The sequence below is a fragment of the Scytonema hofmannii PCC 7110 genome (genome assembly GCF_000346485.2).
GTDB lineage: Bacteria > Cyanobacteriota > Cyanobacteriia > Cyanobacteriales > Nostocaceae > Scytonema > Scytonema hofmannii.
This window is the reverse complement of sequence record NZ_KQ976354.1, coordinates 5,346,473-5,371,258: the sequence shown is the minus strand read 5'-3', so window position 1 is coordinate 5,371,258 and position 24,786 is coordinate 5,346,473. Positions and strand designations below refer to the sequence as shown.

The 24,786-nt window shown below is 39.8% G+C and carries 15 protein-coding genes; 7 read left to right on the top strand and 8 right to left on the bottom strand.

Features of this window, described 5'->3' with window-relative positions:
- Nucleotides 1-5: 5 nt before the first annotated feature.
- The gene (locus tag WA1_RS22250) at nucleotides 6-4,289 is read right to left on the bottom strand and encodes a tetratricopeptide repeat protein (protein ID WP_017744480.1); all 4,284 of its coding nucleotides are present in this window, start codon (nucleotides 4,287-4,289) and stop codon (nucleotides 6-8) included.
- 396 nt (nucleotides 4,290-4,685) lie between these two features.
- Nucleotides 4,686-4,826 (bottom strand): hypothetical protein, encoded by a 141-nt coding sequence (locus WA1_RS57165; protein ID WP_017744481.1) that lies wholly within the window; start codon nucleotides 4,824-4,826, stop codon nucleotides 4,686-4,688.
- 189 nt (nucleotides 4,827-5,015) lie between these two features.
- Between WA1_RS57165 and WA1_RS22245 the strand changes: the two genes are divergently transcribed.
- The 4 genes from WA1_RS22245 (at nucleotide 5,016) to WA1_RS22230 (ending at nucleotide 8,040) form a co-directional block, all read left to right on the top strand.
- Entirely contained in the window at nucleotides 5,016-5,213 is a 198-nt protein-coding gene (locus tag WA1_RS22245; RefSeq protein ID WP_017744482.1) for a hypothetical protein, read from the top strand.
- A 70-nt stretch (nucleotides 5,214-5,283) separates the two neighbouring features.
- Nucleotides 5,284-6,747 (top strand): GUN4 domain-containing protein, encoded by a 1,464-nt coding sequence (locus WA1_RS60110; protein WP_017744483.1) that lies wholly within the window; start codon nucleotides 5,284-5,286, stop codon nucleotides 6,745-6,747.
- 120 nt (nucleotides 6,748-6,867) lie between these two features.
- Entirely contained in the window at nucleotides 6,868-7,260 is a 393-nt protein-coding gene (locus tag WA1_RS22235; protein WP_419183593.1) for a Uma2 family endonuclease, read from the top strand.
- Between the two features lie 438 nt (nucleotides 7,261-7,698).
- On the top strand, nucleotides 7,699-8,040 hold the full coding sequence (locus WA1_RS22230; protein ID WP_017744485.1) for a hypothetical protein: 342 nt from the start codon (nucleotides 7,699-7,701) through the stop codon (nucleotides 8,038-8,040).
- Between the two features lies 1 nt (nucleotide 8,041).
- Here WA1_RS22230 and WA1_RS22225 read toward each other — a convergent pair whose 3' ends face one another.
- The 6 genes from WA1_RS22225 to WA1_RS22200 form a co-directional block, all read right to left on the bottom strand.
- Nucleotides 8,042-13,234: an nSTAND1 domain-containing NTPase gene (locus WA1_RS22225; RefSeq protein ID WP_017744486.1), complete on the bottom strand. Its 5,193-nt coding sequence runs from the start codon at nucleotides 13,232-13,234 to the stop codon at nucleotides 8,042-8,044.
- A 170-nt stretch (nucleotides 13,235-13,404) separates the two neighbouring features.
- Nucleotides 13,405-16,155, bottom strand: a complete 2,751-nt coding sequence (locus tag WA1_RS22220; protein WP_017744487.1) for a lanthionine synthetase LanC family protein — start codon at nucleotides 16,153-16,155, stop codon at nucleotides 13,405-13,407.
- Between the two features lie 120 nt (nucleotides 16,156-16,275).
- The gene (locus WA1_RS22215; RefSeq protein ID WP_017744488.1) at nucleotides 16,276-16,767 is read right to left on the bottom strand and encodes a hypothetical protein; all 492 of its coding nucleotides are present in this window, start codon (nucleotides 16,765-16,767) and stop codon (nucleotides 16,276-16,278) included.
- Nucleotides 16,768-17,023: 256 nt separating this feature from the next.
- Nucleotides 17,024-17,761: an ABC transporter ATP-binding protein gene (locus WA1_RS22210; protein WP_017744489.1), complete on the bottom strand. Its 738-nt coding sequence runs from the start codon at nucleotides 17,759-17,761 to the stop codon at nucleotides 17,024-17,026.
- 142 nt (nucleotides 17,762-17,903) lie between these two features.
- Entirely contained in the window at nucleotides 17,904-19,088 is a 1,185-nt protein-coding gene (locus WA1_RS22205; RefSeq protein WP_017744490.1) for an FtsX-like permease family protein, read from the bottom strand.
- Between the two features lie 107 nt (nucleotides 19,089-19,195).
- Nucleotides 19,196-20,500, bottom strand: a complete 1,305-nt coding sequence (locus WA1_RS22200) for a glycosyltransferase (RefSeq protein ID WP_017744491.1) — start codon at nucleotides 20,498-20,500, stop codon at nucleotides 19,196-19,198.
- Nucleotides 20,501-20,611: 111 nt separating this feature from the next.
- Here WA1_RS22200 and shc point away from each other — a divergent pair, with 111 nt between their 5' ends.
- The 3 genes from shc to gshA all read left to right on the top strand — a co-directional run bounded on the left by shc (nucleotide 20,612) and on the right by gshA (nucleotide 24,768).
- On the top strand, nucleotides 20,612-22,528 hold the full coding sequence (shc, locus tag WA1_RS22195; RefSeq protein ID WP_017744492.1) for a squalene--hopene cyclase: 1,917 nt from the start codon (nucleotides 20,612-20,614) through the stop codon (nucleotides 22,526-22,528).
- A gap of 53 nt (nucleotides 22,529-22,581) precedes the next feature.
- Nucleotides 22,582-23,493 (top strand): histone deacetylase family protein, encoded by a 912-nt coding sequence (locus WA1_RS22190; protein ID WP_017744493.1) that lies wholly within the window; start codon nucleotides 22,582-22,584, stop codon nucleotides 23,491-23,493.
- A gap of 141 nt (nucleotides 23,494-23,634) precedes the next feature.
- Nucleotides 23,635-24,768, top strand: coding sequence for a glutamate--cysteine ligase (gshA, locus tag WA1_RS22185; RefSeq protein WP_026134774.1), 1,134 nt, complete (start codon nucleotides 23,635-23,637; stop codon nucleotides 24,766-24,768).
- Nucleotides 24,769-24,786: the final 18 nt, after the last annotated feature.

Below are 24,786 nucleotides of genomic sequence, written 5' to 3'. Positions count from 1 at the left end.
CTATTCTATTTCAATTTATCCAATTCAATATTAATAAATCTGTATTCCATAGCCCACCAACGACGAAATAAATCAACAGTGATCAGATAAGTAGGTTGCCCCTCATCCTCTTTCTCAATTAACACCTCTCGACGACAAAGTTCTTCAATTACTTCTGGTAAACGATGCTCAAACTCTGGTATACCATGGTTATACCAGAGTTGGTGAATAGATGAGTATGCTATATAATTAGGATCCCTTTCACCTCTAGTTAAATCGCATATGGTACTAATCAATCCACGATATTCTTTAGGATCCAGAGTTGGTTCCATGTTATTCATAAATATTCCTCTTGGTAGCACATTAATACCTTTACTCTCTAGTTCTCTTGATTCACCACTCAGATTTTCAATAACAGTTTCAACTTCAGGAATACCCATAATACTTCTTTCTAAATTCATTGCATATAAAGCACAATTTTTACAAATTATTTGAATGAAATAAGGAATTTGATAACTTAATCGAAGAATACGTTCTACAGCATCTTCAGTAAATCGCAACTTATTACCCATAATTTGAATTAAATCTATAGCAGGTTGACGTTCAATAGAACTAATTTGTCTTTCCTTTGTATTAATAAATTGTCCTGTTAAGATGTAATTTGAATCTTTAATAAACTTGCTCACATCATAAGTTCCTGCACAAATAAAGCTAGCTTGTCCATCAATTGCAAAACTTCTCATTGCAGCTAAAAAGCTTGCATCAGTAAGCCCCTTATCCACTAACGAACGAAAGTAGGAAAATTCATCAAATAAGAAAACTGGATAAAAATGCTGAAATTTTAAAGAAGATATTAAAACTTCCCAATCATTATAGCTCATATCCCTCTCTTCTATAAATGGAGATAAAGTATCTAGATTAATTTCCCCAACATTGGCTTTCATTTTCAATTTACTTATCATCACATTTTTTAAAAATTTATTCCACATATCTTTAGAGGTGTTTTGTGCACTAAGCTCGTTCAATTCAACATAAAAACTAATAAATTGATAGTTGCAATCGCCGATTTGTACAGATTTTAAATCAAGGTTATTATTAAGGTAGTGCAGTACTGAGCTTTTTCCTGTTCTTGTTAAGCCAAAAAGAATATAAGTTTTATCTCGTTCTGGAGATTCTAAATGTGTGATTAAATGATTAATCAGTTCTTCTCTTCCTTTAAAGAGTTGTTTACTAGGAAGTTTAGTTTCACTCCAAGGAATATCTTGGTATGATATTCGACTTCCAGAAGCTATTTCTAACGTGAATTCTTGGTTGATAATCTCTAACTCTTGTTGCCTAAAAATAGGCGCTATTTGCACATTTAAATGATAGGATCTATCAAAATTCATAACAAGTTTATCAATGGGAATATCAAGAGAATAATATTGTGATTTTCCCACAGCTATCTCTTGAGATAATGGAATTTCCAATGTTAGCAAAATATCTTGACTATTGTGTTGAATAACTTCAATAGTTAATGTAGCACCATCAGCTGTTCCACGGCCTTCATTTTGTACAATAATTCCTCCTTTAATAGACTCTTTTTCTTGATAAAAAATAGGAGGTTCTAAACGTGCTACTAGTTTAGGATGAATTTCATCACTTAATCGCTTTTTCTCTAACTTTTCAATGGCTAGCTTCCATCGATTTAAAAGCGGTTCAAATCCCACTCTTCCCCAATAAGTAGGATTTTCATATATGAAACGGAGTAAATTCTCTATGTTAATTCGTGCATTATAAATTATAGCTGTACGCTCATCTGACGAACGATTCTGATATGGTAGCAGCATTGTTAATATAACGCTCACACCATTACAAATCTCTTGGTCGGTATCTAACAGTATTCCTTGATAAATAGGACGTCTTTCCCATAAACCTTGTAGTTCACCAAAATTTTTTACAATTAGAAGTATTTGTTGTAATCGATTGAAAAACTCTTGAGTTCTGTCTAATTGTTCGCGACGCTTAATAAATGCTATTCCTAAAACCTCTTTTGGTTTCTGCTCAATATTAAACGTCTCTTGACTCATAGTAGACAAAATTTTATAAGCTCTATCACGCTTATCAGGTTGTGCTAATGATTGCCAAAAGATTCGGGCAGCATCTAGCTCTTTCCACCTGTGCCAAATTTTTTGCCCAGCAGTACCAGAAGAAATTACCATTTCGTAAGCAATATACAATAATTTTTCATCTACGTGTTCAAGGCAAAACGTCATTATTTCACTTAAAGAATACTCAAAAAGTTTGGGAGGCACTGTTTGCTCATGTAAAACAAGTGTAAATGCGACTTGAATAAGTAGATAGTTTTTGAGAGGAATATTAGTAAATTGTGGGCTTACAGTAACCTGAAGTGCCAGTGACTCCAGTGAATAACTGCTAACACTATCGCGTAAGCGACGTAATTTGAGTAGTTCTATATGCCCCGACACTACCAAACGTTGAAACTGCAAAACAATGGTTCCAGCTTTTAAACTTGCATAGCGGTTAAGAGATTCATGAAAATCACCCTCGTTATAAGTTCCTTCTGGTAGTTCATTGTAAGCTTTGGACGCTTCTAGAAAGAGAGGGTAGCGTTCAGCAAACTCAGACCCATGCATTTTTTTTGCCTGTTCCAGTAAACGTTTTGCGTCCCTCTCTTCAGGATGTCCACCACGACGCAAAATTTCTTCATCTCTAAACTCAGCTGATGCTATATCCCTCTGTAGCATTGGACTGACTATATCGGCTTTAGAATCTTCTGGTAAGATTACTTCCTCAACATCATCATATAAAGCATCAGTTTCTGGTGAAATATTCTCTTGTTGAGAAGGAAAATAAATAGCTTGTTCCAACAGGGATAGCTGGCGAAGAGCTACTTGATCCTGTGGATCTTTTTTCAAAAGTTGATTGATAATTTTTTGAGCTTTTTTAAACTTTTTCAAGTATAGATAGTAGATACGTGACAATTGTAGCCCATACTCTCTACGTGCAGCCGATCTCTGCTCAAGACGCATCACCTCTTCATAAATTTCAGCAGCTTCATTCCATCTTTGTTGTGAAGATAAAAACTGTGCCTTTTGAGCTAGTAGTGACAGCTGTTCTTGGGAGGGAAGAACTGAAATTCCTTTTGTCAACCACTCAATTGCTTCATCGAATCTTTCTAAACGATGTAAAGTTGCAGCTATTTCAGCAAATAATCTTTTACTACGATCCCCGTAATTGTATGCTTGCTTATACTGCTCTAATGCTGCTTCTAAATTTCCGCCATCAAAAAATTTTTTTGCTTTTAATAGATTAGTTTGTCCTCTTCTCTTTAGACGAATTGTTTCATTACTATTTGTTTTGTTAATACTATTCTTTACTAGATTTGATACTGGTATTACAACATTTAATGAATTAGTTTTACTTAATTTATTAATTGAATTGTCTTGATTTTTTTCTTCTGAAAATATTAAAAAAAATTTAAATAAATTAATAATTCGCCGTTTCAACAAATTGAAAATAAAATAAATTCTCTTTAGATTAAACCATTTAATTTTTATTTCTTTTTGAAGAGTAACTTGCTGAATACTAGGACATAAAATATTCTTTTCTAAAATATCATTGGCTATCGTAACTAATTTGTTATATCCTGTTTTATCAATAAAATCTTGTATTTCAAAGACTATGGTTTTTCGTTCTGCTTCTCTTAGCTTTAAATGCGAACCAGCTTCTTTATCTAATTGTAGTATTCGAGTGTAAGCATCTGCTACTTCATCTAATTTTTCTTGTTCTTTATAAGCCCGCACTAATAGCCTCCAATAGTTATAATAGTCATTATAAGACTCCTTGATACTTTTATGCATATGTTCAATAAATATATCTATCTGCTCTAATTGAATAGATTCCAAAAAAGCACTATTTAATTCATATAAATTTTCAAATATCCGCCGTGATTTTAAACCATTTTCTAAATCTTGTAAAAAACCAAAACTGCCTGGGCTAATACTTTCTCCAGCGACTGGAATCAGTAATGATTCATGTCCATGAGAAGAAATAAAATGTTTAATCTCACCTAACAATCGATTCAAATTAGGATTATTCTTTCTTGCTATTTTCAACAAAGCCGCATAAGAAGAAGCAGCTTGAGGTATCTCTCCAGCAAGTTCGTAGGCACGTGCTAAAAATAACAGATCTAAAAAACTCCAAGGTTGATACTGTAATATTTTTTTTCTTTGTTCAATAAAATGTACTAACTGTCTGTGCTGAAAAGCTTCAGATAAAGCTTGATAAAGGTCATTGTAGGAACTCATACTTAATAACTATTCTGTTTCGTATTCAAATAATAGATGTTTATCGAAATATGTGCAAAATGGGCACATTAGACATCTCTAGAAATTAATTATGGATGACTTGAAAGTCTTGGTAGGGGAGCAAGGCATTACTCTTATACATCATTTCGGAGATGTCTAGTGTAAAATTTTGTTAAGCAGGCGCGTAGCGCCATCGCAACTAAAGCATAGAACAATCATAAAGAAGTCACAATACAATCACAATAAAACCTTTCTATAGTCAGGGTTTCAAGGATTTGAGTTTATGATGAAAGCTATTCACGGACGCCTCGGTGTCTGTTATGGATAGAAGAAACAAAAATCAGTGCAACATCTATAGATTCCCTCAGCGAGCGTTAGATGAATTTATTGATTCCCTCAGTTGAGGAATGGTATCTGCCACGCCCCCTGGGTAATCGCTTCCGTATTCCTTTTGACGCTCATTGTCAGTTCAGTAACTACAGGAGTCAGTTGTTCAAGTTGTCTCTCAGCACGGTTAATGCGATCTGAGGTTTCCATACTTCAAATTAGGGTTTATCTTTGGCTTTAGCTTTAGTTTATCAAAGGCAGGTTATAAGCTGTGGAACAATGCCAGTTTCTTACAAAACTACAGTATGCTCAGCAGCTTTTCTTCTTCTACGGTGCAAATTTTCTGCTTGAGAGTACACAATATAATTGTCATCCATTGAATACATAGCTGTACACCGCATGGCTTCACCTCAATTTAGTGTCCGAATCCTAACAGAACTGAATGAACGGCTTAACGCTCATGTAAAGCAAGCTAGTACAACGAAACCCAAGGTAATCATTGATGCTTTGGCACATTACCTGGGTTGTGCTGATGATGTGCCGTTGATACGCAGAGTTCTTGAGGTTGAAGATTGGCAGCTTTGGAGGCTGAAGTGAAAAGCCAGTAGTTACTTTCGTCGTTTGCTTGTCTATTGTGTAAAGCATTTAACCTTTATTGAAAAATATAATGCCGACTCGTCAGCAACTTAAACAATTACAAAAAGCTTTAATCACCGCTTTTCCTAACAAATCATCGCTAGAGCGATTGTTATATTTCGAGCTAGAAAAAAATCTAAACGAAATTACTAGAGACAGCGATTTACAAGAAATTGCTTTCAAATTAATACAAACAGCTAATTCTCAAGGATGGCTTCTTAAACTAGTTACTGCTGCATATAATGAAAATCCAGGAAACTCAACCTTGCAAATGATCGCTATTGAATTACAGACATCGGAAATACTTTCGTTGGAAGCGCCTCCTGTTCTCTCGCATAATATCACCCTAGAATTAAATCAAAAGCAACAGAAAATTTTAGTTTTAGCAGCAATTCCCAACGGATTACGTTTAGATAAAGAAACTCGGGAAATAGAAGAAGCTATAAAACGGGGCGTGAAACGAGATTCATTTGAAATTAAGATTATAACCGCTGTACAACCAAGAGATATTCGTCGTGCGATCGCAGAAGAAAAACCATCTATTGTGCATTTTTGTGGACACGGCTTAGAAGATGGCAGTCTGCTTTTAGAGGATGAGGTTGGAAACTATAAACGTGTATTGCCTAGAGGATTAGTATCACTATTTAAGCTGCACGCTAATTCTGTGAAATGTTTACTACTTAATACCTGTTATTCTTCTCTTGCGGCAGAGGCAATTAGCCAATGTATTTATTATGTAATTGGTATGAATCAGCCGATTCGAGATAAAGCAGCAATTGTATTTGCTCAAGGATTTTATGATGGATTAGGTTATGACAATGTAAATAATCAGCAAGTTATTCAAAGAGCTTATGATGAAGGTATAGTTGCTATTGAACTAGAAAACCTTCAGATGCAATTCATTCCAGTTTTATGGGAAAACGGTACACAGAAATCAGAACCAACAGAAGAGAGAGAAGTCTCTACACTGTCTCCTACCTTAGGAAATCAGTTCAACAGGCAAACAAATTTTGAAGAAATCATTGAAAATCGAGATGATGACTTAAGTAGTGATTGCGGTGTAGCTTACACCAAACTAAGAAATTTCCTGAAAGCAGAACAGTGGTTTGAGGCAGATAAAGAAACTCTCGCTGTCATGCTTAAAGGAGCTAGTAGAGAACAAGAAGGTTGGCTATCTGCCAAATCTATCGAAAACTTTCCCTGCATCGATTTACGTACTATTGACCAACTTTGGGTGAAATATAGTAATAGGCACTTTGGCTTTAGTGTGCAAAAGCGCATTTGGGAAAGCGTTGGTCAAGACTACGGAAAGTTTGGCGATCGCGTAAAATGGAGAGAGATGGAAGAGTGGCTTCTTTATTCAAAAGTAACTTTTAACACTACAGCATCCCAGAGAGGGCATCTCCCAGCTCAGCTGTACTTTTTGGTTTCTTGTCAGGAGGCTACTCTTCTCTCGCGCTCACTCTTCTCTCGCGTCAAGACTTGTGAAGTTTAACTTGTAAATTGACTCAGATCGACGAATTTGTAAAGTAAATCTTAAATCACCAAACTGTATAGGAGCATCCAATTTGTCAAAAATACTACAGGTATTGCAAGAAGCAACAACTACTTTGTTTTGGGACGCTTGTTTGACTCTGCAGGCGGTTTCATCATGCCAGATACAAACCTCAAAGCACCCGATGTCTCCTTTGTTCGCGCCTCTCGCCTTCTCCAAAGTCCTCGTTACTTTGGACAGCTTGTTCCAGATTTAGTAGTTGAAATTAAGTCTCAAAGCGACAGAATAAACACTTTAGAAAAAAAGGTGAAAAAGTTCCTAGAATTAGGAGCCATTGTCGGACTTCTTATTGACCCCGATGAATCAACTGTAACCGTTTATCGCCCTACAGGTAAACCAATGGTATTAGGTAGTGAAGAGATATTAACCATTCCAGAACTTTTCCCTGGTTGGGAATTGCCTATTTCTGAATTATGGCCTCCTATCTTTACCGAATCGGAAACACAAATTTAGTAAAAAAATTTTCTTAGCTATCTATTTTAGACAAGTTGGAACAACAATTGTGCTTGCGATCGCTATTCCTAAACCTTGCCATTTGTACAAACCCGCAGACACACCAGATACGGCACTCTCCTACTCAAAACTCAGGGAATATAGAAATCGTTAGATCCCCGACTTCTTTAAGAAGTCGGGGATCTGAATGCTATGAAGTTTCACAAATTCAATAGGGCCATACCACAAGAAAATCATAATGTCTGTACGATCGCGCTATTTGGGACACAGGATTAGAAAGATTACAAAACCTAACACTTTTGCCTTGCTAACCGGAACAAAATTCTTACAAGGTGAATCTGTAATAACAGCAATAACATAAAAAATAAAAAATACCGAACAACCTGCATAAAACTACAGTGTCAAACATAATCCTTTTGGGAACTGTTACAAAATAATATGAAAAAGCAAGTTTTGAGTTTATTTCTGACATTACCAACAGTATTACTAAGTACTCCTGGCTTGGCAGATACTACAGTCACCACCCCAGTAAAATTTGAGAATCAAAAGGGAGTGCAGTCTAGCACTTTAGAATCCGTATCCGCACCAGGATTGAGAGTTCCTGGTAAAGTAAATACCATCAACACATTAGGAGCCACGTTTCTAGGAGACGATCAAAATCCGGGACCGAATGGTGTGAAACCAAAACCGGGTAAACCTCCTCGTCCCCCTCGTCGAGATTCTGATGAGTTCATTCAAAAACCTATTGGAGATGCAATCAGATTACAGCAAGGTTTTTAATTTAACTTGCAATATCTGAACACAAAGACTGCTCTTCGGGGCTAACGTGACTGTTATTCTGAAGGTAATCTTGTAATCTACGGCAACTGCGAACCAACAAATGACTTAAATTTGTAGTTTGTAGTTCCGTGCTTTCGAGATACCATAGTTTTGCTGTACCATCAAAGCTGGCAGAGGCAAGCATCATACCATTAGGACTAAAACTTACACTTAAGATAGCATCACTGTGTCCCTTAAGAGTTTTGAGTTCTCTGCCATCAAAACTCCAAAGTTTCACTGTTTTGTCGCTGCTACCTGAAGCAAGAACAAAATTTTCTTCTGAATTATCTCCCAATCCTCTCCTACTTTCTTGTAGATGGAGTGTTTTGCCATTGGGACGAAAACTAAGACTCCAAACTGAATCCGTATGACCTTTAAGCGTTTTGATTAAACTACCATCGCTCACTTTCCAAAGTTTAATGGTTTTATCCGAACTAGCCGAAGCAAGAACTTTACCATCAAGGCTAAAACCGACAGCATTGACTGAGTTAGTGTGTCCTCGCAGAATTCGGAGTAACTTACTGTCGCTGACTCTCCGAAGTTCGATCGCATTATCCCTACCAGCTGATGCTAAAAGATGACCATCAGGGCTAAAACTGACACTCAAAACTTCACCAGTGTGTGTAGCAAAAGTTTTCAGGAGAGAGCGATCGCGCATTCGCCATATTTTAATAGTTTTATCCGCACTAGCACTTGCCAAAAATTGACCATCAGGGCTGAAACTCACACTATTAACTTCCCTGTCATGTCCTTGCAGAGTTTGAATCATATAGCCATCACGACTCCGCCAAAGTTTAACCCAGCCTTCCTGACCGGCTGAGGCAAAAGTTTTGCCATCAAAACTAAAACTCACACTATTAACACCAGCAAAATGTCCTAAATTAGAAACACTATATCCCTGTAAGGTTTGGCGTAAAGCCCCATCAGAAGTTCGCCACAATTTGATAGTCGTGTCCTCACTAGCAGTTGCTAATAGATTTCCTTGAGGATTGAAATTGACAGCATATACCTTCGACTGATGTCCCAGAAGAGTTTTTACTAGAGTATTACTGCGTCGCCAAAGCCTGACAGTTTTATCAGCACCAGCTGAAACTAATGTCTGACTGTCAGGGCTAAAACTGACGCTCTGGACAGCAATGCTATGTCCCAGTAAGGTTTCAAGCAAAGTCCCATCACTGGGGTTCCAAAGTTTGATAGTACTATCAGTACCAGTTGAGGCTAAAGTTTGACCGTCAGGGCTAAAGTTAACACTCAAAACTTGGGTACTATGTGCTGCAATATTTCTCATCAAAGTACCATCTTTGCGCCAAAGTTTAACAGTGCGATCGGCACTAGCCGAAGCTAGAGTTTGGCTATCGGGACTGAAAGCAACACTGACAATATCAGCACTATGTCCTTGCAGAGTTTTTAACAAGCGATTATCGCTCGTTCTCCAAATTTTAACAGTCTTATCTCCACTGCCAGTTGCTAAGAGTTGACCATCTGGACTAAAACTAACACTATTGACTAAAGCCGTATGCCCTTGTAGAGTTTTCAGCAAATGACCATCACTGATTCTCCACAGTTTAACAGTTTTATCAGCACTAGCTGAGGCAAGTACATTACCTTGAGGCGACCAAGATAAGCTCATGGCTTCAGCTGTATGACCTTTGAGGGTTTTCAGTAAAGCTCCATCACTCGCTCTCCACAACTTCACAGTTTTGTCAAAACTAGCTGAAGCAATGATTTGACCGTTAGGACTAAAGCGAACACTTCTTACAGTATCACTATGCCCTTTTAAAGTTTTCAGTAACAAACCATCACGACGCCAGAGATTTACTGTTTTGTCGTTACTAGCAGAAGCAATAAATTTGCCATCAAAACTGAAACTTACGCTGAAAACTTCAGCACTATGTCCTTCAAAACGGTTCAGTTCTTGAGTGTTAGAAATCGCTTTTTGTAGCGCACTAACTGTTTCAAAATTCAAATTGGCTGGCGCACCAATCGTATTCTTTAACTGTTTCCCTGCTTTAACAACAGCAATTAACGCCTCCAATTGCTGATGTGATAGAAGATTAGCTTTATATGAAGAATTCAAGGCTTGAATTTCTCTCAACTGAGCTTCTCGTCGCTGCAAATAAGCTAAACCTCCAAGAGTACAAGCCGCGACTCCCAACACGCTCAGTGCAACAACAGCCCTTTGTGCTTGTCGCAGTCTTCTTTTTTCTTGTAGTTGCTGCTGTTTCCTTTGTACCAAACAAGCTTCAATAAATCTTTGAACATCAGCAGAGAGTTCATTGGTGTACTTAATGTAAATATCTTCTGCTTCTGCTAACCGCACACCCTGTAACAAGAAATCAGATTGGCGATCGCTTTGCAGCCATAATTGAGAAGCTTGTTCAATTTGCCTTTGTTTTCGCAAGCGTTCCCGATTTTCCTCCAACCACCACCGTAAAGTTGACCAATGACGAATCAAGATTTCATGAGCAACCTCTACTGTCACCGTGTTTGAGGAATATAAGGGAGAAGAAGACTCTTCCACCTCACCCCTAGCACCACCTGTAACTGCATTCTCCTCCAAATTCACGACCACAAGCTTAGCATCTGTCAAAACTTTGAGAGTTCTTTCTACCAACTCCGTAGAATATTTCTTCACCATTAATTCTGACTTATGTATTCGTCGCCGAGTGTCTTCTGTACCCTCTCCTAACTGAGTCAAAGATAAAAAAATCCACTTAGCACATTCTTGAGCTTTAGCATCTAAACTTTCGTAAACAGCTTGACACGATCGCTGTAATGCTCCTTGAATTCCCCCTAACTTCTCTTGATATGCTTGTAAAGTCAACTCACCTTTAACGCGATGTTGCCATAACTGTTCTAAAACAAATTCCAATAAAGGTAAATCTCCTGATGAATTATCCAACTCCCGCAGCAAAACTTCTACCAATTCTGGTTCAACTTTTAACCCAACTTGTTGGGCTGGATTGAGAATGACGCGTCGATAGTCATCCAAACTCAGCCCGGATGGAACCAATACACTCGACTCTTGCAAAACCTTTGCCAGTTCCGGTATCTCCAAACAAGGAGTGATAAAATCAGCTCGCAAAGTCACAATTAATTTAAATCGGTCAGAAGCATATTTCACCGCACCCAACACAAGTTCTAAAAACTTTTCCCTGTCTAAAGTTGGCGCAAGAGTAAATAATTCCTCAAATTGATCGATCGCCAAAACCACCATGGGTTCCGAGCGGCTACGCATCCAGTAAACAAAACTTTCTACTCCTTGATACAGTATCCCCTCAAGTAAAGAGGATGAAGAAGATGAAAAACCTTGTCCCATACATAAGGCTAAAGTTTCAAGAGGACGAGATCCCGGACGAACTGTTCCAATCCACCAGCGATCGCTATTGGGTATTTGTTTACCCAAGCGCAGGGTTGGAATTAAACCCGCTTGTACAACTGAAGATTTGCCACTCCCAGAAGCACCCACTACAGTCAGAAAGGAGGAATTTGTCAGTTGGTGAAGGAGTTCCTGGATTAAGGTCTCTCTGCCGTAAAAATACTGAGCATCTTCTTCATAAAACGCACTTAAACCCATGTAAGGGCAAACTCCCAAATCTAATCCTGTAGTTTGTTCTCCTCTTTCCGTTTTTGATCGTAAGATTTCTATAATACCTTGTGTACCAGAGAGCCAAACATAAAGAGGTATACTGCTACCTGCTAGAGAAATTTGCACTTTTGCGATCGCGCCTGCAGCAGACAATCCATCCGATAAAGAAGCTGTCATCAAAGTAGAGAGAAAAGTTTGAGCAAATTTTTCTGGTTCGGAAATTTTGGAAGTACAAGCAATCAAACATTGTCCTTGTTGAGAGTCAACCAGCAAATCTTCTACCCAATTTTGTAAAGAGACAAATTGTGATGTTTGTGCGGGACAATCCAGTATAATAATTTGCTTAGCTTTACACTCACGTAACTGTTGCTTTAACCACGAACGCTTAATGCGGATATCTTCTCCCAAGACCAAACCTTCCCAAGATTCAGTTTCCTCAATTTGTCCCCGCAAATACAACAAAATTGTTTCTGCTTCTAAAGAGTGCAAACAACTCGATATTGCTTCTCTCACAACATCTGCAGATACCTTTGCTGCTGGTAAATATTCTAGTTCAAAACCTCCAGTACTCCCCAAAAACTTACTAATTTCTAACGTTGTCTTGTGACTCGATAAACCCCCAACAATCACACCCAAGCGGGAATGAGTTTTTGAAAGAACTGTTTCTAAAGTTTTCCCCAAAATCAGTTCTCCAACACCTTCCACAATTCGCTTTGGAGTTTGCAAAGGATATTCTTGAAACAGTTGAGTGTCTCCTTTCCCACGTTTCTGTTGATTAATCAAGCGCAATTGCTGATTCGTTTTATCAATATACTGTAAAGTTTGATGGTAAACATATCGATACAAACCATCCACAGAAATAATCCCTTGAGAATCTGCTGCTTCTCCCTGCAATCCACGGATTAAAAAATAAGTAAATACACCATGACCCAGTTCTGGAAATTCCCACGACTGCTGGTTAGTATCGCAAGAAAGCAAGGCATAAAATCCCTGACTTTTAGCAGCCACTTCCTGCAAAACTTTTACAAATTGTGATGTCGGATTGGGTAAAGTTTCTGCTGTATTTGTTCCTCTCAGAGTCATACCACCACTATGACAAGCATCCAGCCACACAACTTGATTTTGTGCTGCACATTGAGTCAGTCTTTTTAAGATTTCTGTTAAAGATAAAGCCGTACCGAGCAAATCATCTTTTCGAGTATCCGCCAAACAGAGAAATCCTTGATGAGAGTTTTGTTCTATCATTCCGTGTCCGGAAAAATAGAACAAAACGGTATCAAGAGGTTTAGCTACAGCAGTTATTTGCTGGAGATTGGCAAGAATATTATCTAGCGAAGGCAATTGCTCGGCAAAATCGTGATAAATTTTTACTTCTCGATCTGGAAATTCTATTGTGGCTTTGGTTAAAGCTTCTGCTAAAAATTGGCAATCTACTGCTGAATAGCGCAAATTTGGAAGTCTTTCATCTTGGTATTGATTAACTCCCACCAACATTAACCATAGCTTTGCTGTTGGTGAATGTTTGGCTGAATTTGAGCGACTGGTTGCAATACCCAATGGACACATTTTTTTACTAAATTTAGATATTATTTATATTTCATAAACTTCGTGCTCTTTGTGTCTTTGCGGTTAAAAAATTTTTTTGAACCACAAAGACGCAAAGAGCGCGAAGGTAAGATGTCAAAGAATCTAATAGAATTGTTATATCATGTTCTAATCTCTCTCATCGTCCACAATTATTTAATAGGGTCGAGTAAAAGAGGAAAACCAATTTTTTCTGCTTGTAAAGAAAGTCTTAACAAGAAGTGTATAATACCACCTGCACCAATCATAAGATCCGCAGTGGGCTGATAGAGATTTTCGACTAACCAGGTGATGGAACTTCGATCCGTTTCTTGTCGAAGAGCAATCAGAGTCTTGGCTATGTTTTCTGCTCTCTCAAGCCACTGGCGATCGCCAAGAATTCTGGCTGCTTCTAAATAAATCTCACCCAGTCCACTTAAACCATGACATTGGCTGAGATTTCGGTGTCTCATGTCTATTGGATGGGCTTGAAGAGCGTGAATTGCAATTTCAGCATAAGCATCGTTTTTTGTGTGTTCGTACAATCTTAAAAAGGTCAAAGCAATACCTGGTGAACCGTGACACCACCACTTCCATTTATCTTTTTGAGTATCACTTACGTACCATTCAAGACCTTGCTGGTCTTGAGTTAAATGAGCTTGCTCGAACAACCAATCTGCTCCTGTTTGCCATGCTTTTTCTGCAGCACTGCTGTCAAAACGATATGCGTATTCAGATAAAAAATAAACAATCCCACTAACACCATGTGCAAATCCTGTTAATATCTGACCTGACATATTCTCTACACCAGGAGGTGTTTCCCAGGAACCATCATCTTTTTGGGTATTGATGAGATAATTTGCACAACGATGGACAAGACCCAAGAGTGTTGCATCTTGCAACCGATCTGCACAATAGAGTACTGCAACTCCCTGACCTGCTGCGCCATGAGTGATGTCAGACCAATCAAGTTTGCCAGAAAGCGCTTGCATCAAAAAAGCATCAATTTGGCGATCGCGTTGAATCAGTCCGCTAGAGATAGCTTCGGCTATGGCGACAGCAACACCCGCTTCACCAAAATGCAATCCTGGTAATTGTTTATCGGGTGTGGTGTCATCCCAGAGCAACCACTGTATCGCCTTTTGAACGCGATCGCGCACTGCTTCTGTGTCGTAACCAAATCGAGCTAATCGACTTAACAAATAAACAACTCCTGCTACACCGGTATTTGCACTGCGACGAACTTCATAAAACCGCACTGCTTTGATATCTTGATGCAGCATATTGTTAACAGATGAAGACAGCCACAAACCTGTGGTGCGATCGCTGATAACAGCATCTAGGAGACCTTGCTGTCCTTTAACTATGAAGTCATTTATCTGACTTCTAATCGATAAACTTGCAAAATCCTGAGTGTTAATACAGCTGATTAATCCAGCTTTACTTTCTAAAACTGTCATTTTAATCTGTTGTAAATCTGGTCTTTCTATAGCATTACATTTTACACATTGTGCTGCTATTTCCACTAACTCAATAGGCACATCATGAGTTAACTCTAACCACTGATTAACTCTATTTTGTTCATTAGCAAAAAGAAGCAGGTGTGGAGGTAGTCCAGTTAAAAGTAAAATTATGAGACAACCTATAGCGTATATATCATCCGTAAAAGCTGGTGGTTCTCCAGCCTCTTGTTCGGGGGACATAAAACCTGGAGTTCCCAAAATAAAAGCTGGAGTGTTATCTTTTATATTATGTGCCAGTTCTAAATCTAGCAAATAAACTTTTTCATCAGCACCAATCCAAATATTGGCTCCTGTTAAATCGCGATGAACGTATCCAGCACCGTGCAATGCTTGAACAGCAGAAATTAATTTCTCTAGATAAGACAGTAATTGAGTTTTTGCACTCAGAGACAAACTACGCCATGAACGATTGGTTAAAGAAGAACTTACCAATGAATCCAGACTTTGACCTTCAATATATTCAATAGGTAGATAACCATCACCTTTGACCTCGAAATAAGGATCGACTTTGGGAATCGGAACTAAACCATAAAGAAAATTGTGTAAACTTTCTTGACGTTGCAAACGCGTCCGGATATCCCGCCCGTACTCATCTGAAACACAATGCTGTCGTCCCTGCTTAATGATTTTGATACTAACGTTTTCTTGACTCCGCAAATCGATACCGCGAAATACCGCTCCTTTAGGATGCTGTTTAATAACTTCCAAAAATAAATAGCCCGGTCCAAAGAGTTTGTCAGATTCATGGGATAACGGAGATTCTCCTGTTAGAACCAAACTGTGATATGGTTCTGATGAGATGAAAAAATCCGTAAATGGATTGGCAACGTCATGAGGAGGAACAAACGGTACGCTATAAGAATCCTTCTCTAAAGAGCCGTTTGAGGTATATATTGCTGATACACTCAATCCCAAACGGTCTTGACTTTGAATAGAGTTAAAACTGCCGTATCTCGTATAAACAACATCACCAAGCCGGAGATCCGTGACAATAACTGGACCGGAAAAATATTGAGTGATCTCTACCAAAGTTTCAGCTAAAAATCTAGCTTCATAATTTGACCTGGGATAAACAGTAATAAACTTACCAATTTGAGTTGAACCTAAATTTCCTTCATTAAGTTCATATAAAATACTCATATCAAGAGCGACTTTAAAGACACATTGGTGTTTTTTTAAGAAGGGAACAACTCTTGCAAGAAGGTTAGCTGCTTCTATAGGAATAGATGAAATATGTAGTTTCCAACCTTGAACTTGGTTGGTTTCGCCAACCATAACCCATGGAAAGGATGTTTTAGCCTTAAGACCAAAAGATGTGATAATATCATAATAATTTCTATCAAAATCAATCAACTCTTGTTGAAAATATGAATTTTTTTTCAGCAAAGCATTGCCAAACATTTAAAATTTTCTCCATTGTAATTAACAAATTTTTATAGCAAAAACTAGAGATTGTATAGCTACCATATCCCCGACTTCTGCGAAGTCGGGGATCTAAATCAACTTAAATGTGGTAAACTACTAGCGATTGTTGATACCTTTAGCAGGTATATTAATTCGATTAAATCCGCCAGATGGTAAATTGCGTATGGGATCTAGTCTTTCCGCTTGACCGGGTTTACCAATCTTCGTAACACAGCAACCCGTGCAAACACAACCACTTGCGGCTTCTGAGAGACCGCCCGTAGCAATTTCTTCAGGAATGAGTTTAGCTAATGCAGCCTTAGTCGCTGGATCGAGATAATTGATATTAGCAAGCGCCTGCTCTGGATTGGAAGTCAGAGCGCGGAAAAATACGGGGTCATTTTTTGCTTGCTGTAAAAGTTTGGCAACTCCAGGATGAGTTAGATTAGAGCTTGGTTTTTTGATTTCAAGGTTTCCCTGGGGTTTTGACAATGTAGGTTGGAAAACGGGTTGTGCGATCGCGCTACCAAAAGTAGATAGGAAAACTGTAGGAGCAGTTACAATCAAACCAAGAATAAAACGAGTAGAAAAAGTCCTTGGAAATTGCATAATTTAGAAATCCTTGTAGTTGTTAATTTGGTTGTGGGTTTTAACCCCTTCACTCGTTCTATAGATCTGCTTGCGTAGTTTTATGCACCCTTGAAACAACACTCTTGAACTTTTTTCCACTTTTTTGGAATTTGCTGACGATCGCTTCCCTGTTTGGGTCACAGTTCCCAAGTTACGCCGCAGTATGCAAAATGCCATACAGCAGTTAGCCCTTCCCGAAAACTATGACCGAGAAATTCTGAGATTTCAATCGCCGTTACTGTTTGAGGTATCCATCTTCTATATGGGCAATTCCATCAGCCAAGTCCAAAATTCGGGGATCGTGAGTTACAATCAAAACCGTGCAGCCTTGTTCTTTTGCCAGTCCGCTTAGTAACTCCATCACCACATGTCCGCTATGAGAATCTAAAGCAGCTGTTGGCTCATCTGCCATAATTAACTGTGGATGACCGGTTAAAGCACGTGCGATCGCCACCCGTTGTTTTTGCCCTCCAGACAAATCGCGGGGAAGTTGCTTTGCTTTATCTCCCAATCCCACAAGTTCCAGCATCGTTTGAGCTTGCGTGCGCGCTTGCTTTCCTCGAAACCCTTTTACATTCAAAGCTGCTTCCACATTTTCAAGCGCTGTTAGTGCGGGGAACAAGTTGAAATCTTGAAAAATAAAACCAATGTTCTCTCTTCTAAAGCGTGATAACTGAGTTCGAGACATTTTGGTAATCTCTTGCCCAAGTAGGTATACCCTACCAAATGTTGGCGTTAACAACCCTGCTAAAATCGATAGTAATGTCGTTTTGCCAGAGCCAGAGGGTCCCATCAAAATTTCTATATCACCTTTTTTAATTTCCCAGTTAATTCCTTTAAGAATTTGAAAATTATCTTGCTTGGATTGAATAGTCATTTCCACGCCTTCAGCAGCGATCGCCGCTACTGAAGGAGTATAGTTTTGATATCTATTATTCGTTAACTCATCAGAGTTCAATTTAAATTCAGCCATTTTCTCCTATTATTAGCATATTATACATATCAACTTTTTCTTGAAAAATTGTTTTGTGCGTTAAATTGCTGACACAATCGCTCCTTAATATTTTGTAGCAAACACCACAATATTTTGTGTAGGTCGAACTACGGCAAGAAAGCTATCCTTTGAATACAATGGCTGGATCTACGCGAGTCACCTTTTGAATGGCAAAGATAGCCGAACAGACACACATCAAAGCTGTAATACCTAGAACAACAGCTGCTGATGTTGGTGTAATGAGAATCACTATTCCCTGAGACGTTGCTGTCCAAGCTGCTACCCCCAGGCAAACAGCCATACCCGGTATGTAACCTATAATTGCCATCCAAAGTCCTTGCTCAATAATGACACTATATATAAACCAATCAGACGCTCCCATGGCTTTAAGCGTTCCAAACTCTTTGATATGATCTGAGACAGAGGCATAAAGAATTTGGCTCACAACCACCGATCCCACAACAATCCCAACGACAGCACCAATACCGAGAACAAATCCAATTCCAGATCGTTCTTGCCAGTAACTTTGTGTGACTTCAGCCATCGCCTCACGAGTATAAGCACGGGTATCCGGCAAAGTCTCTTCCAACTTCCGCTTGAGTTGTTCTATGTTTTGACCCGGTTTTGCTCGAATCAAAATAAAGCTAATCGGATCTGTGGATGCTAGCTGTTTGGGAACCGAACCAATGTCACTTATAGGAGCTTTCTGTGAACTGTAATTAGCATAGGTGTTCGCGCTTTCTAAAGAGGTGAACATTAAAGTCCCAAAAACAATTGATTGAGTTCCTTCCGTAAATCCTACCAACTTTGCTGGTATATCATTAATTTCTCCGACCTCACCCAATTTTTGTAAATTAAGGGATTTTAAACTCGTTTGGTCGATGATAAACCTGTAGGGTTCCTTGAGATCGCTAAAACTTCCATTGATAATATTTGAGGTAGGAAACAACATTCCTCCCGATACTGCACCAACCATTGTAATCGAGCTGATTTTGTCTGATTCTTGTTCGTGCCATAACCCACCACGAATGATAACTCCTTCTGCTTGGGTTACACCTGCTACTTGACGAGCTTTTGCCAGTTGCTCGTAATTTATCGGTGTAGTTAGCCCTATATGCTGCATATTTTTGGAAGTTACCCAAATATCAGCACGAGATTGAGAAATCAACTGGGAAGAGGATTGGGAAAAGCCGTATTGCAGACCCGTTTGAATTGTGACTAAACTAACGGCAAACATGATTCCTGCTTGCGCTACAAGAAAGCGAGGAATATCTTCAAGTAAATTTTTACGAGCGATAGAAGTCATAAAATTTGGTTGGTGGTTAGTGGATAGTGGTTAGTGGATAGTGGTTAGTGGATAGTGGTTAGTAGTTAACAACTAACAACCAACAACTAACAACTAACAACTAACAACTAACCTAAAGTTTCAGAATATACTCGTCCTTTCCAGGCTCCTCCGCGCTTTTGCCAATGACGCAATGCAGAATCTAATGTCATCAGCGTGTAAAGGAATGCGATCGCACTTAAGCAAAATGCGAATAAAGGGGAACAACTATAAAATTTCACTGTGGGGAAGTAGGCGTAAGACATCAAAAGCCAACCAAATAAACCCACAATCGCTACAATCCAGTTTCCGGCGATCGCTCCGGTAATTGCACATAGAGGTGGCACCATGTAAACAAGTATCATCCCGAATAGAGTGACTATTAACATCCCTAAAGAATAATGTAGCTGTGTAAAAGCAGTTCGGGCTACCATATTCCAAATTGTTTCTAGGGATGTATAAGGTCGCAAGCTGTAGGTTGAGTGAGTTAGCCCCAGCCAAATTCGACCTTTTTTGGGGGGAGTGGTGAGTGGGGAGTGGTGAGTAGGGGAAGACATTTGGGGGGGAGTCGTGAGTGGGGAGTGGTGAGTAGGGGAAGACAAAATAGAATGTTCTCCCTTGTCCCCAATCCCCAGTCTTCTCTTCTTCACCGCTTGCGCTAGGGTACAATCATCAATGAGTGCAGTCCGAATGCTCTCAATACCGCCAATTTCGTTTAAAGCTTCACGGCTTATCAAGATACATCCACCCGCCGCAGCTGCTGTGGGTTTCGTGGGATCGTTAACCCAAGGGAAGGGATAAAGTTTTTGAAAGAAAAAGACAAAGGCTGGAATGAGTAGTTTTTCCCAAAAATGCTCGCACCTCAGCTTTACCATCAGGGAAACAAGCTCTAAATTTTCTTGTTGTGCTTTTACAACTAAAGAACGGACATTCAACGCATCGTGTTCAATATCGGCGTCGCTGAGAAGAAAATAATCTGGTGGCTCCTTGAGAGTTTGAGTATACTGAATACCTTGGTGTAGCGCCCACAACTTACCCGTCCAACCGGAAGGCAGTGGTTCTGCACTCAAAACTTTCAATTGGTCAGATTTGTTGAGTTCTTGGGCAATGTTAAAAGCAACACTAGCTGTCCCATCTGTACTTCCATCGTCTACCAAAACAAAAGAGAGAGAACCAGGATAATCTTGGGTGAGGAGCGATCGCAAAGAGATTGGTAGTACGTCGGCTTCATTTCTTGCAGGTACAACAACACACACACTGGGGAACATGGGTAAATCTGTTTCCTGTCTTGTAAATTGTTGATTGCACCGCCAAAACTGACCCCAAAAACTTACGAGTACAATCCAAATTGTTAAGGAGAGAACCGAAAGCCACAATCCAATTTCAATGCTCATCGTATTTTCATATTTCTACACAAAAAACACATTACAATGCAACTCATGGTAGGAAAAGAATTTTTCTACGTGTTATCAGTGTGTGGAGTTTGTGAGGACAAGCGGAAAACTATGCAAATACAGGACAAACAGACAGTTTCCCGTATACAATTCGCGATCGCATCTAATCAGAATTATCTTCTTTCGCTTCAATATCCGGATGGTTATTGGTGGGCTGAGCTAGAATCAAATGTTACAATAACAGCCGAAGTTGTCCTTCTCCATAAAATTTGGGGAACGGACAGCGAAAGACCTTTACACAAAGTTGAAGCGTATCTGCGTGCTCAACAACGAGACCACGGAGGCTGGGAACTTTTTTACGGAGATGGAGGGGAACTCAGTACCTCAGTTGAAGCATATATGGCACTGAAGTTGCTTGGTGTTTCAGAGACAGATCCGGGGATGGTGAAAGCGCGGAAGTTTATCTTGGAGCGTGGTGGTATCAGCCGAACTCGTATTTTTACGAAGCTACACCTAGCTTTGATAGGATGCTACGACTGGCGGGGTATTCCTTCGCTACCACCTTGGGTGATGTTATTACCCTCAAATTTTTTATTTAATATCTACGAGATGTCTAGCTGGGCTAGGTCAAGTACTGTCCCACTACTGATTGTTTGCGATCGCAAACCAGTGTTTGTCACTAACCCAGCTATCACCTTAGACGAACTTTATACTGAAGGTGTCGAGGGAGCCAAATTTGAGTTACCCCGTCAAGGTGATTGGACGGATGTATTCATTATACTTGACAATGCTTTTAAATTAGCAGAAAACTTGAATTTAGTGCCTTTCCGCGAAGAAGGTATTCAGGCTGCAGAGCGATGGATATTAGAGCGACAAGAAGCAACAGGTGATTGGGGTGGTATTATTCCTGCTATGCTCAATTCACTACTCGCTTTACGGGCTTTGGGTTACGATGCAGCAGACCCCATTGTCGAAAGAGGATTGCGAGCCGTTGACAATTTTGTCATTGAAACAGAGAATACCTACACAGTACAACCTTGTATTTCCCCTGTTTGGGATACCGCTTGGGTGATGCGATCGCTTGTTGCTTCAGGATTAGCACCAGATCGCCCTGCTCTTGTGAGAGCAGGAGAATGGTTGTTAAACAAGCAAATTCTGGATTATGGTGATTGGTCGGTGAAAAATCGCCAAGGCAAACCAGGAGCATGGGCATTTGAATTTGATAATAGCTTTTATCCCGATGTAGACGATACAGCCGTCGTAGTCATGGCGTTGGATGTGGTAAAACTTCCCAACGAAAAATTGAAACAAGCAGCAATGACTCGTGCTGTTAACTGGATTGCTTCCATGCAATGTCGGGCTGGTGGTTGGGCTGCTTTCGATCTGGATAACGACCAAGATTGGATCAACCTCATTCCCTATGGGGATCTCAAAGCCATGATCGATCCAAATACCGCAGATGTTACAGCCAGGGTGTTAGAAATGCTTGGTGGCTGTAACCTGTTTATTGATGATGACAAACTTGAACGAGCAATTACCTATCTTTTGCAAGAGCAAGAACCGGAAGGTTGCTGGTTTGGTCGTTGGGGCGTGAACTATATTTATGGCACAAGTGGAGTTTTGACAGCTTTATCTCTCATAGCTCCAGAAAGAACACAAGTTCGGATCGAAAAAGGTGCAGCTTGGTTAGTTGGGTGTCAAAATACCGATGGTGGTTGGGGAGAAACTTGTAGAAGCTACGATGACCCAAGCCTAAAAGGTAAAGGAACCAGCACAGCATCTCAAACAGCGTGGGCTTTATTGGGATTAATAGCTGCAGGTGAAGCAACTGGTAAGTTTGCGCGTACCGCAATTCAACGGGGAATCCATTATTTAACAGAAACACAAAAGCCCAATGGCACTTGGTACGAATCAGAGTTTACAGGAACCGGTTTTCCAGGACATTTCTATTTGAAATATCACCTCTATCAACAAGTTTTTCCTTTGCTGGCTCTGAGTAAGTACCAAAAAGTATCACATCTCTTGTAATTAAAACACCTCCTCGTCTTTCCACTAGGAGAGACGAGTTTCAATAGAGTCATATGGATTTACCTATTATTTACCATCCCGATTACGTTGCCTCATTACCCGAAGGTCATCGCTTCCCGATGCCCAAGTTTAAATTACTTTATGAACTGCTACTACATGATGGGGTGGCACAAAAAGAACAATTTCATCAACCCTCGCGTCCACCAAAAGAATTTATCGAGTTAGTTCACACTGCGGAGTACGTTCAAGCTTACATCGAAGGTACTTTAGATGCCAAAGCACAACGGCGCATCGGCTTACCTTGGAGTCCAGCACTAGTCAATCGTACCTGTGTAGCAGTTGGCGGTACTATTCTCACTGCTCAACTCGCACTTCAGAACGGTTTGGCTTGCAATACTGCAGGCGGAACTCATCATGCTTTTCCCAGTTATGGATCTGGTTTTTGCATTTTCAACGATTTGGCAATTGCAGCCCGCGTGTTGCAAAAACTCGGTCTTGTTCAACAAATTTTGATTGTAGATCTGGATGTGCATCAAGGAGATGGCACTGCTTTTATTTTTCAGGAAGATGATAGTGTTTTTACTTTCTCAATGCACTGTGAAGTCAATTTTCCAGGTACAAAACAGAAAAGCAATTTAGATGTTCCTTTACCAGTGGGAATGGAAGATGATGCTTACTTGCAAACGTTGGCAAATTCTCTACCAGATTTGTTATCTAATGTCAAGCCAGATTTGGTATTTTACGACGCTGGTGTAGACCCTCATATAGGTGACTCTTTGGGAAAATTAGCACTCACAGATACAGGCATTTTTCGGCGCGAAATGCAGGTTTTGAGTACCTGCGTTGCAGCTGGTTACCCTACCGCCTGTGTGATTGGCGGTGGTTACGCTGATGATATGAAATCGCTGGTATGGCGTCACTCGCTCCTGCATCGTGCTGCTAGCGAAGTATATCGTATTTGTTAATTGTTAGTTGTTGGTAGCTACTAATCAGTGACCAGTGACCAGTGACCAGTGACCACTAACCACTAACCCAAATGTAGGATGCAGAAATTTCGTTATTCCAGATACAATTTAGAAGTATGGAGAGCCGAGGGGAAAATTAAGGTGCTGTCAAAAGGCTTTGAAGTAGAGATGTACACTGGTACAGCCAATGGTGATATCGTCGGTCTCTCCGATAAGATTGTCACATCTTTAGATGGATTTGTACGAGAGCCAGATAACCGCAACGTAGAATACACAACGGCACCATCAGAAAGTTACGACCAGTTGTTGTGTGCTTTACTACAGCCTCGTATAAAGTTGCGAAATTATATCAAGCAATTGGGCGACTATACTGTCATCCCAGGAAGTTCTTTATCCTTAGGTGATAGTACTCGCTTCTTTCGCTCCGATCCAACAAATCCTTATCACGATTACATTGAGCAAAGTTACGGAACAAAAGTCGTTACAGCCAGCGTTCATATCAATATAGGCATTAGCGATTTGGAATTATTAATGCGGGCGTGCCGAATTATTAGGGTGGAAGCGCCCTTGTTCCTTGCTCTTAGTGCTTCATCGCCTTTTATCGATGGAAAAGCAACAGGTTATCACTCCACTCGATGGGGCATTTTTCCACAAACGCCTGCTTATGTGCCTTTGTTTGAAAGCCACGCCCACCACGTTCAATGGGTGGAAAGTCAGTTGGCAGCTGGCACAATGCAAAATGTTCGTCATTTGTGGATGTCAGTTAGACCAAATGGCGATCGCCGTCCATATGATTTAAATCGTCTGGAGTTACGAATTTGCGATCTAGTCATAGATCCAGTCGCCTTGCTTGCCATTACTGCTTTCCTAGAAGCACGGTTGTTACAGGTTATCGAAAACCCTCAGTTAGATCCTTTAATTCAAAGTAAGTTCTCACCTGAGGAACTCATCTCTCTCTCAATGGCAAATGAAGCAGCTGCTGCCACTACCAGTCTTGATGCTCAACTCAGGCATTGGCAAGATGGCAGAACTCTCTCAGCTAGAGATTGGATTAATGAAATCTATCAGGATGTATGGGCGATCGCAAAACAACACGGTTTTGCTTGTTTTCTATCACCGTTACAAAAAATTCTGCGAGAAGGCAATGAAGCCCAACAATGGCTGCAACTCTATGCTTTGGGTATTAGCCCAAGACACATTATTTCCCAAGCGATTGGCGCAGCTAAGGAACGCGAAATTGAATTAGAAGACAAATTGTGTTCTTCTGTCATTTAATTGGGGAGTGGGGAGTAG

What these genes read in the sequence shown, in the direction of transcription:
- shc (WP_017744492.1), top strand. Translation starts at nt 20,612, where the DNA reads ATGCAAATACAGGACAAACAGACAGTTTCCCGTATACAATTCGCGATC.
- WA1_RS22245 (WP_017744482.1), top strand. Translation starts at nt 5,016, where the DNA reads ATGGCTTCACCTCAATTTAGTGTCCGAATCCTAACAGAACTGAATGAA.
- WA1_RS22215 (WP_017744488.1), bottom strand. Translation starts at nt 16,767, where the DNA reads ATGCAATTTCCAAGGACTTTTTCTACTCGTTTTATTCTTGGTTTGATT.
- WA1_RS22200 (WP_017744491.1), bottom strand. Translation starts at nt 20,500, where the DNA reads ATGAGCATTGAAATTGGATTGTGGCTTTCGGTTCTCTCCTTAACAATT.
- WA1_RS22220 (WP_017744487.1), bottom strand. Translation starts at nt 16,155, where the DNA reads ATGTTTGGCAATGCTTTGCTGAAAAAAAATTCATATTTTCAACAAGAG.
- WA1_RS60110 (WP_017744483.1), top strand. Translation starts at nt 5,284, where the DNA reads ATGCCGACTCGTCAGCAACTTAAACAATTACAAAAAGCTTTAATCACC.
- WA1_RS22190 (WP_017744493.1), top strand. Translation starts at nt 22,582, where the DNA reads ATGGATTTACCTATTATTTACCATCCCGATTACGTTGCCTCATTACCC.
- WA1_RS22225 (WP_017744486.1), bottom strand. Translation starts at nt 13,234, where the DNA reads ATGTGTCCATTGGGTATTGCAACCAGTCGCTCAAATTCAGCCAAACAT.
- WA1_RS22205 (WP_017744490.1), bottom strand. Translation starts at nt 19,088, where the DNA reads ATGACTTCTATCGCTCGTAAAAATTTACTTGAAGATATTCCTCGCTTT.
- WA1_RS22250 (WP_017744480.1), bottom strand. Translation starts at nt 4,289, where the DNA reads ATGAGTTCCTACAATGACCTTTATCAAGCTTTATCTGAAGCTTTTCAG.
- WA1_RS22210 (WP_017744489.1), bottom strand. Translation starts at nt 17,761, where the DNA reads ATGGCTGAATTTAAATTGAACTCTGATGAGTTAACGAATAATAGATAT.
- WA1_RS57165 (WP_017744481.1), bottom strand. Translation starts at nt 4,826, where the DNA reads ATGGAAACCTCAGATCGCATTAACCGTGCTGAGAGACAACTTGAACAA.
- WA1_RS22230 (WP_017744485.1), top strand. Translation starts at nt 7,699, where the DNA reads ATGAAAAAGCAAGTTTTGAGTTTATTTCTGACATTACCAACAGTATTA.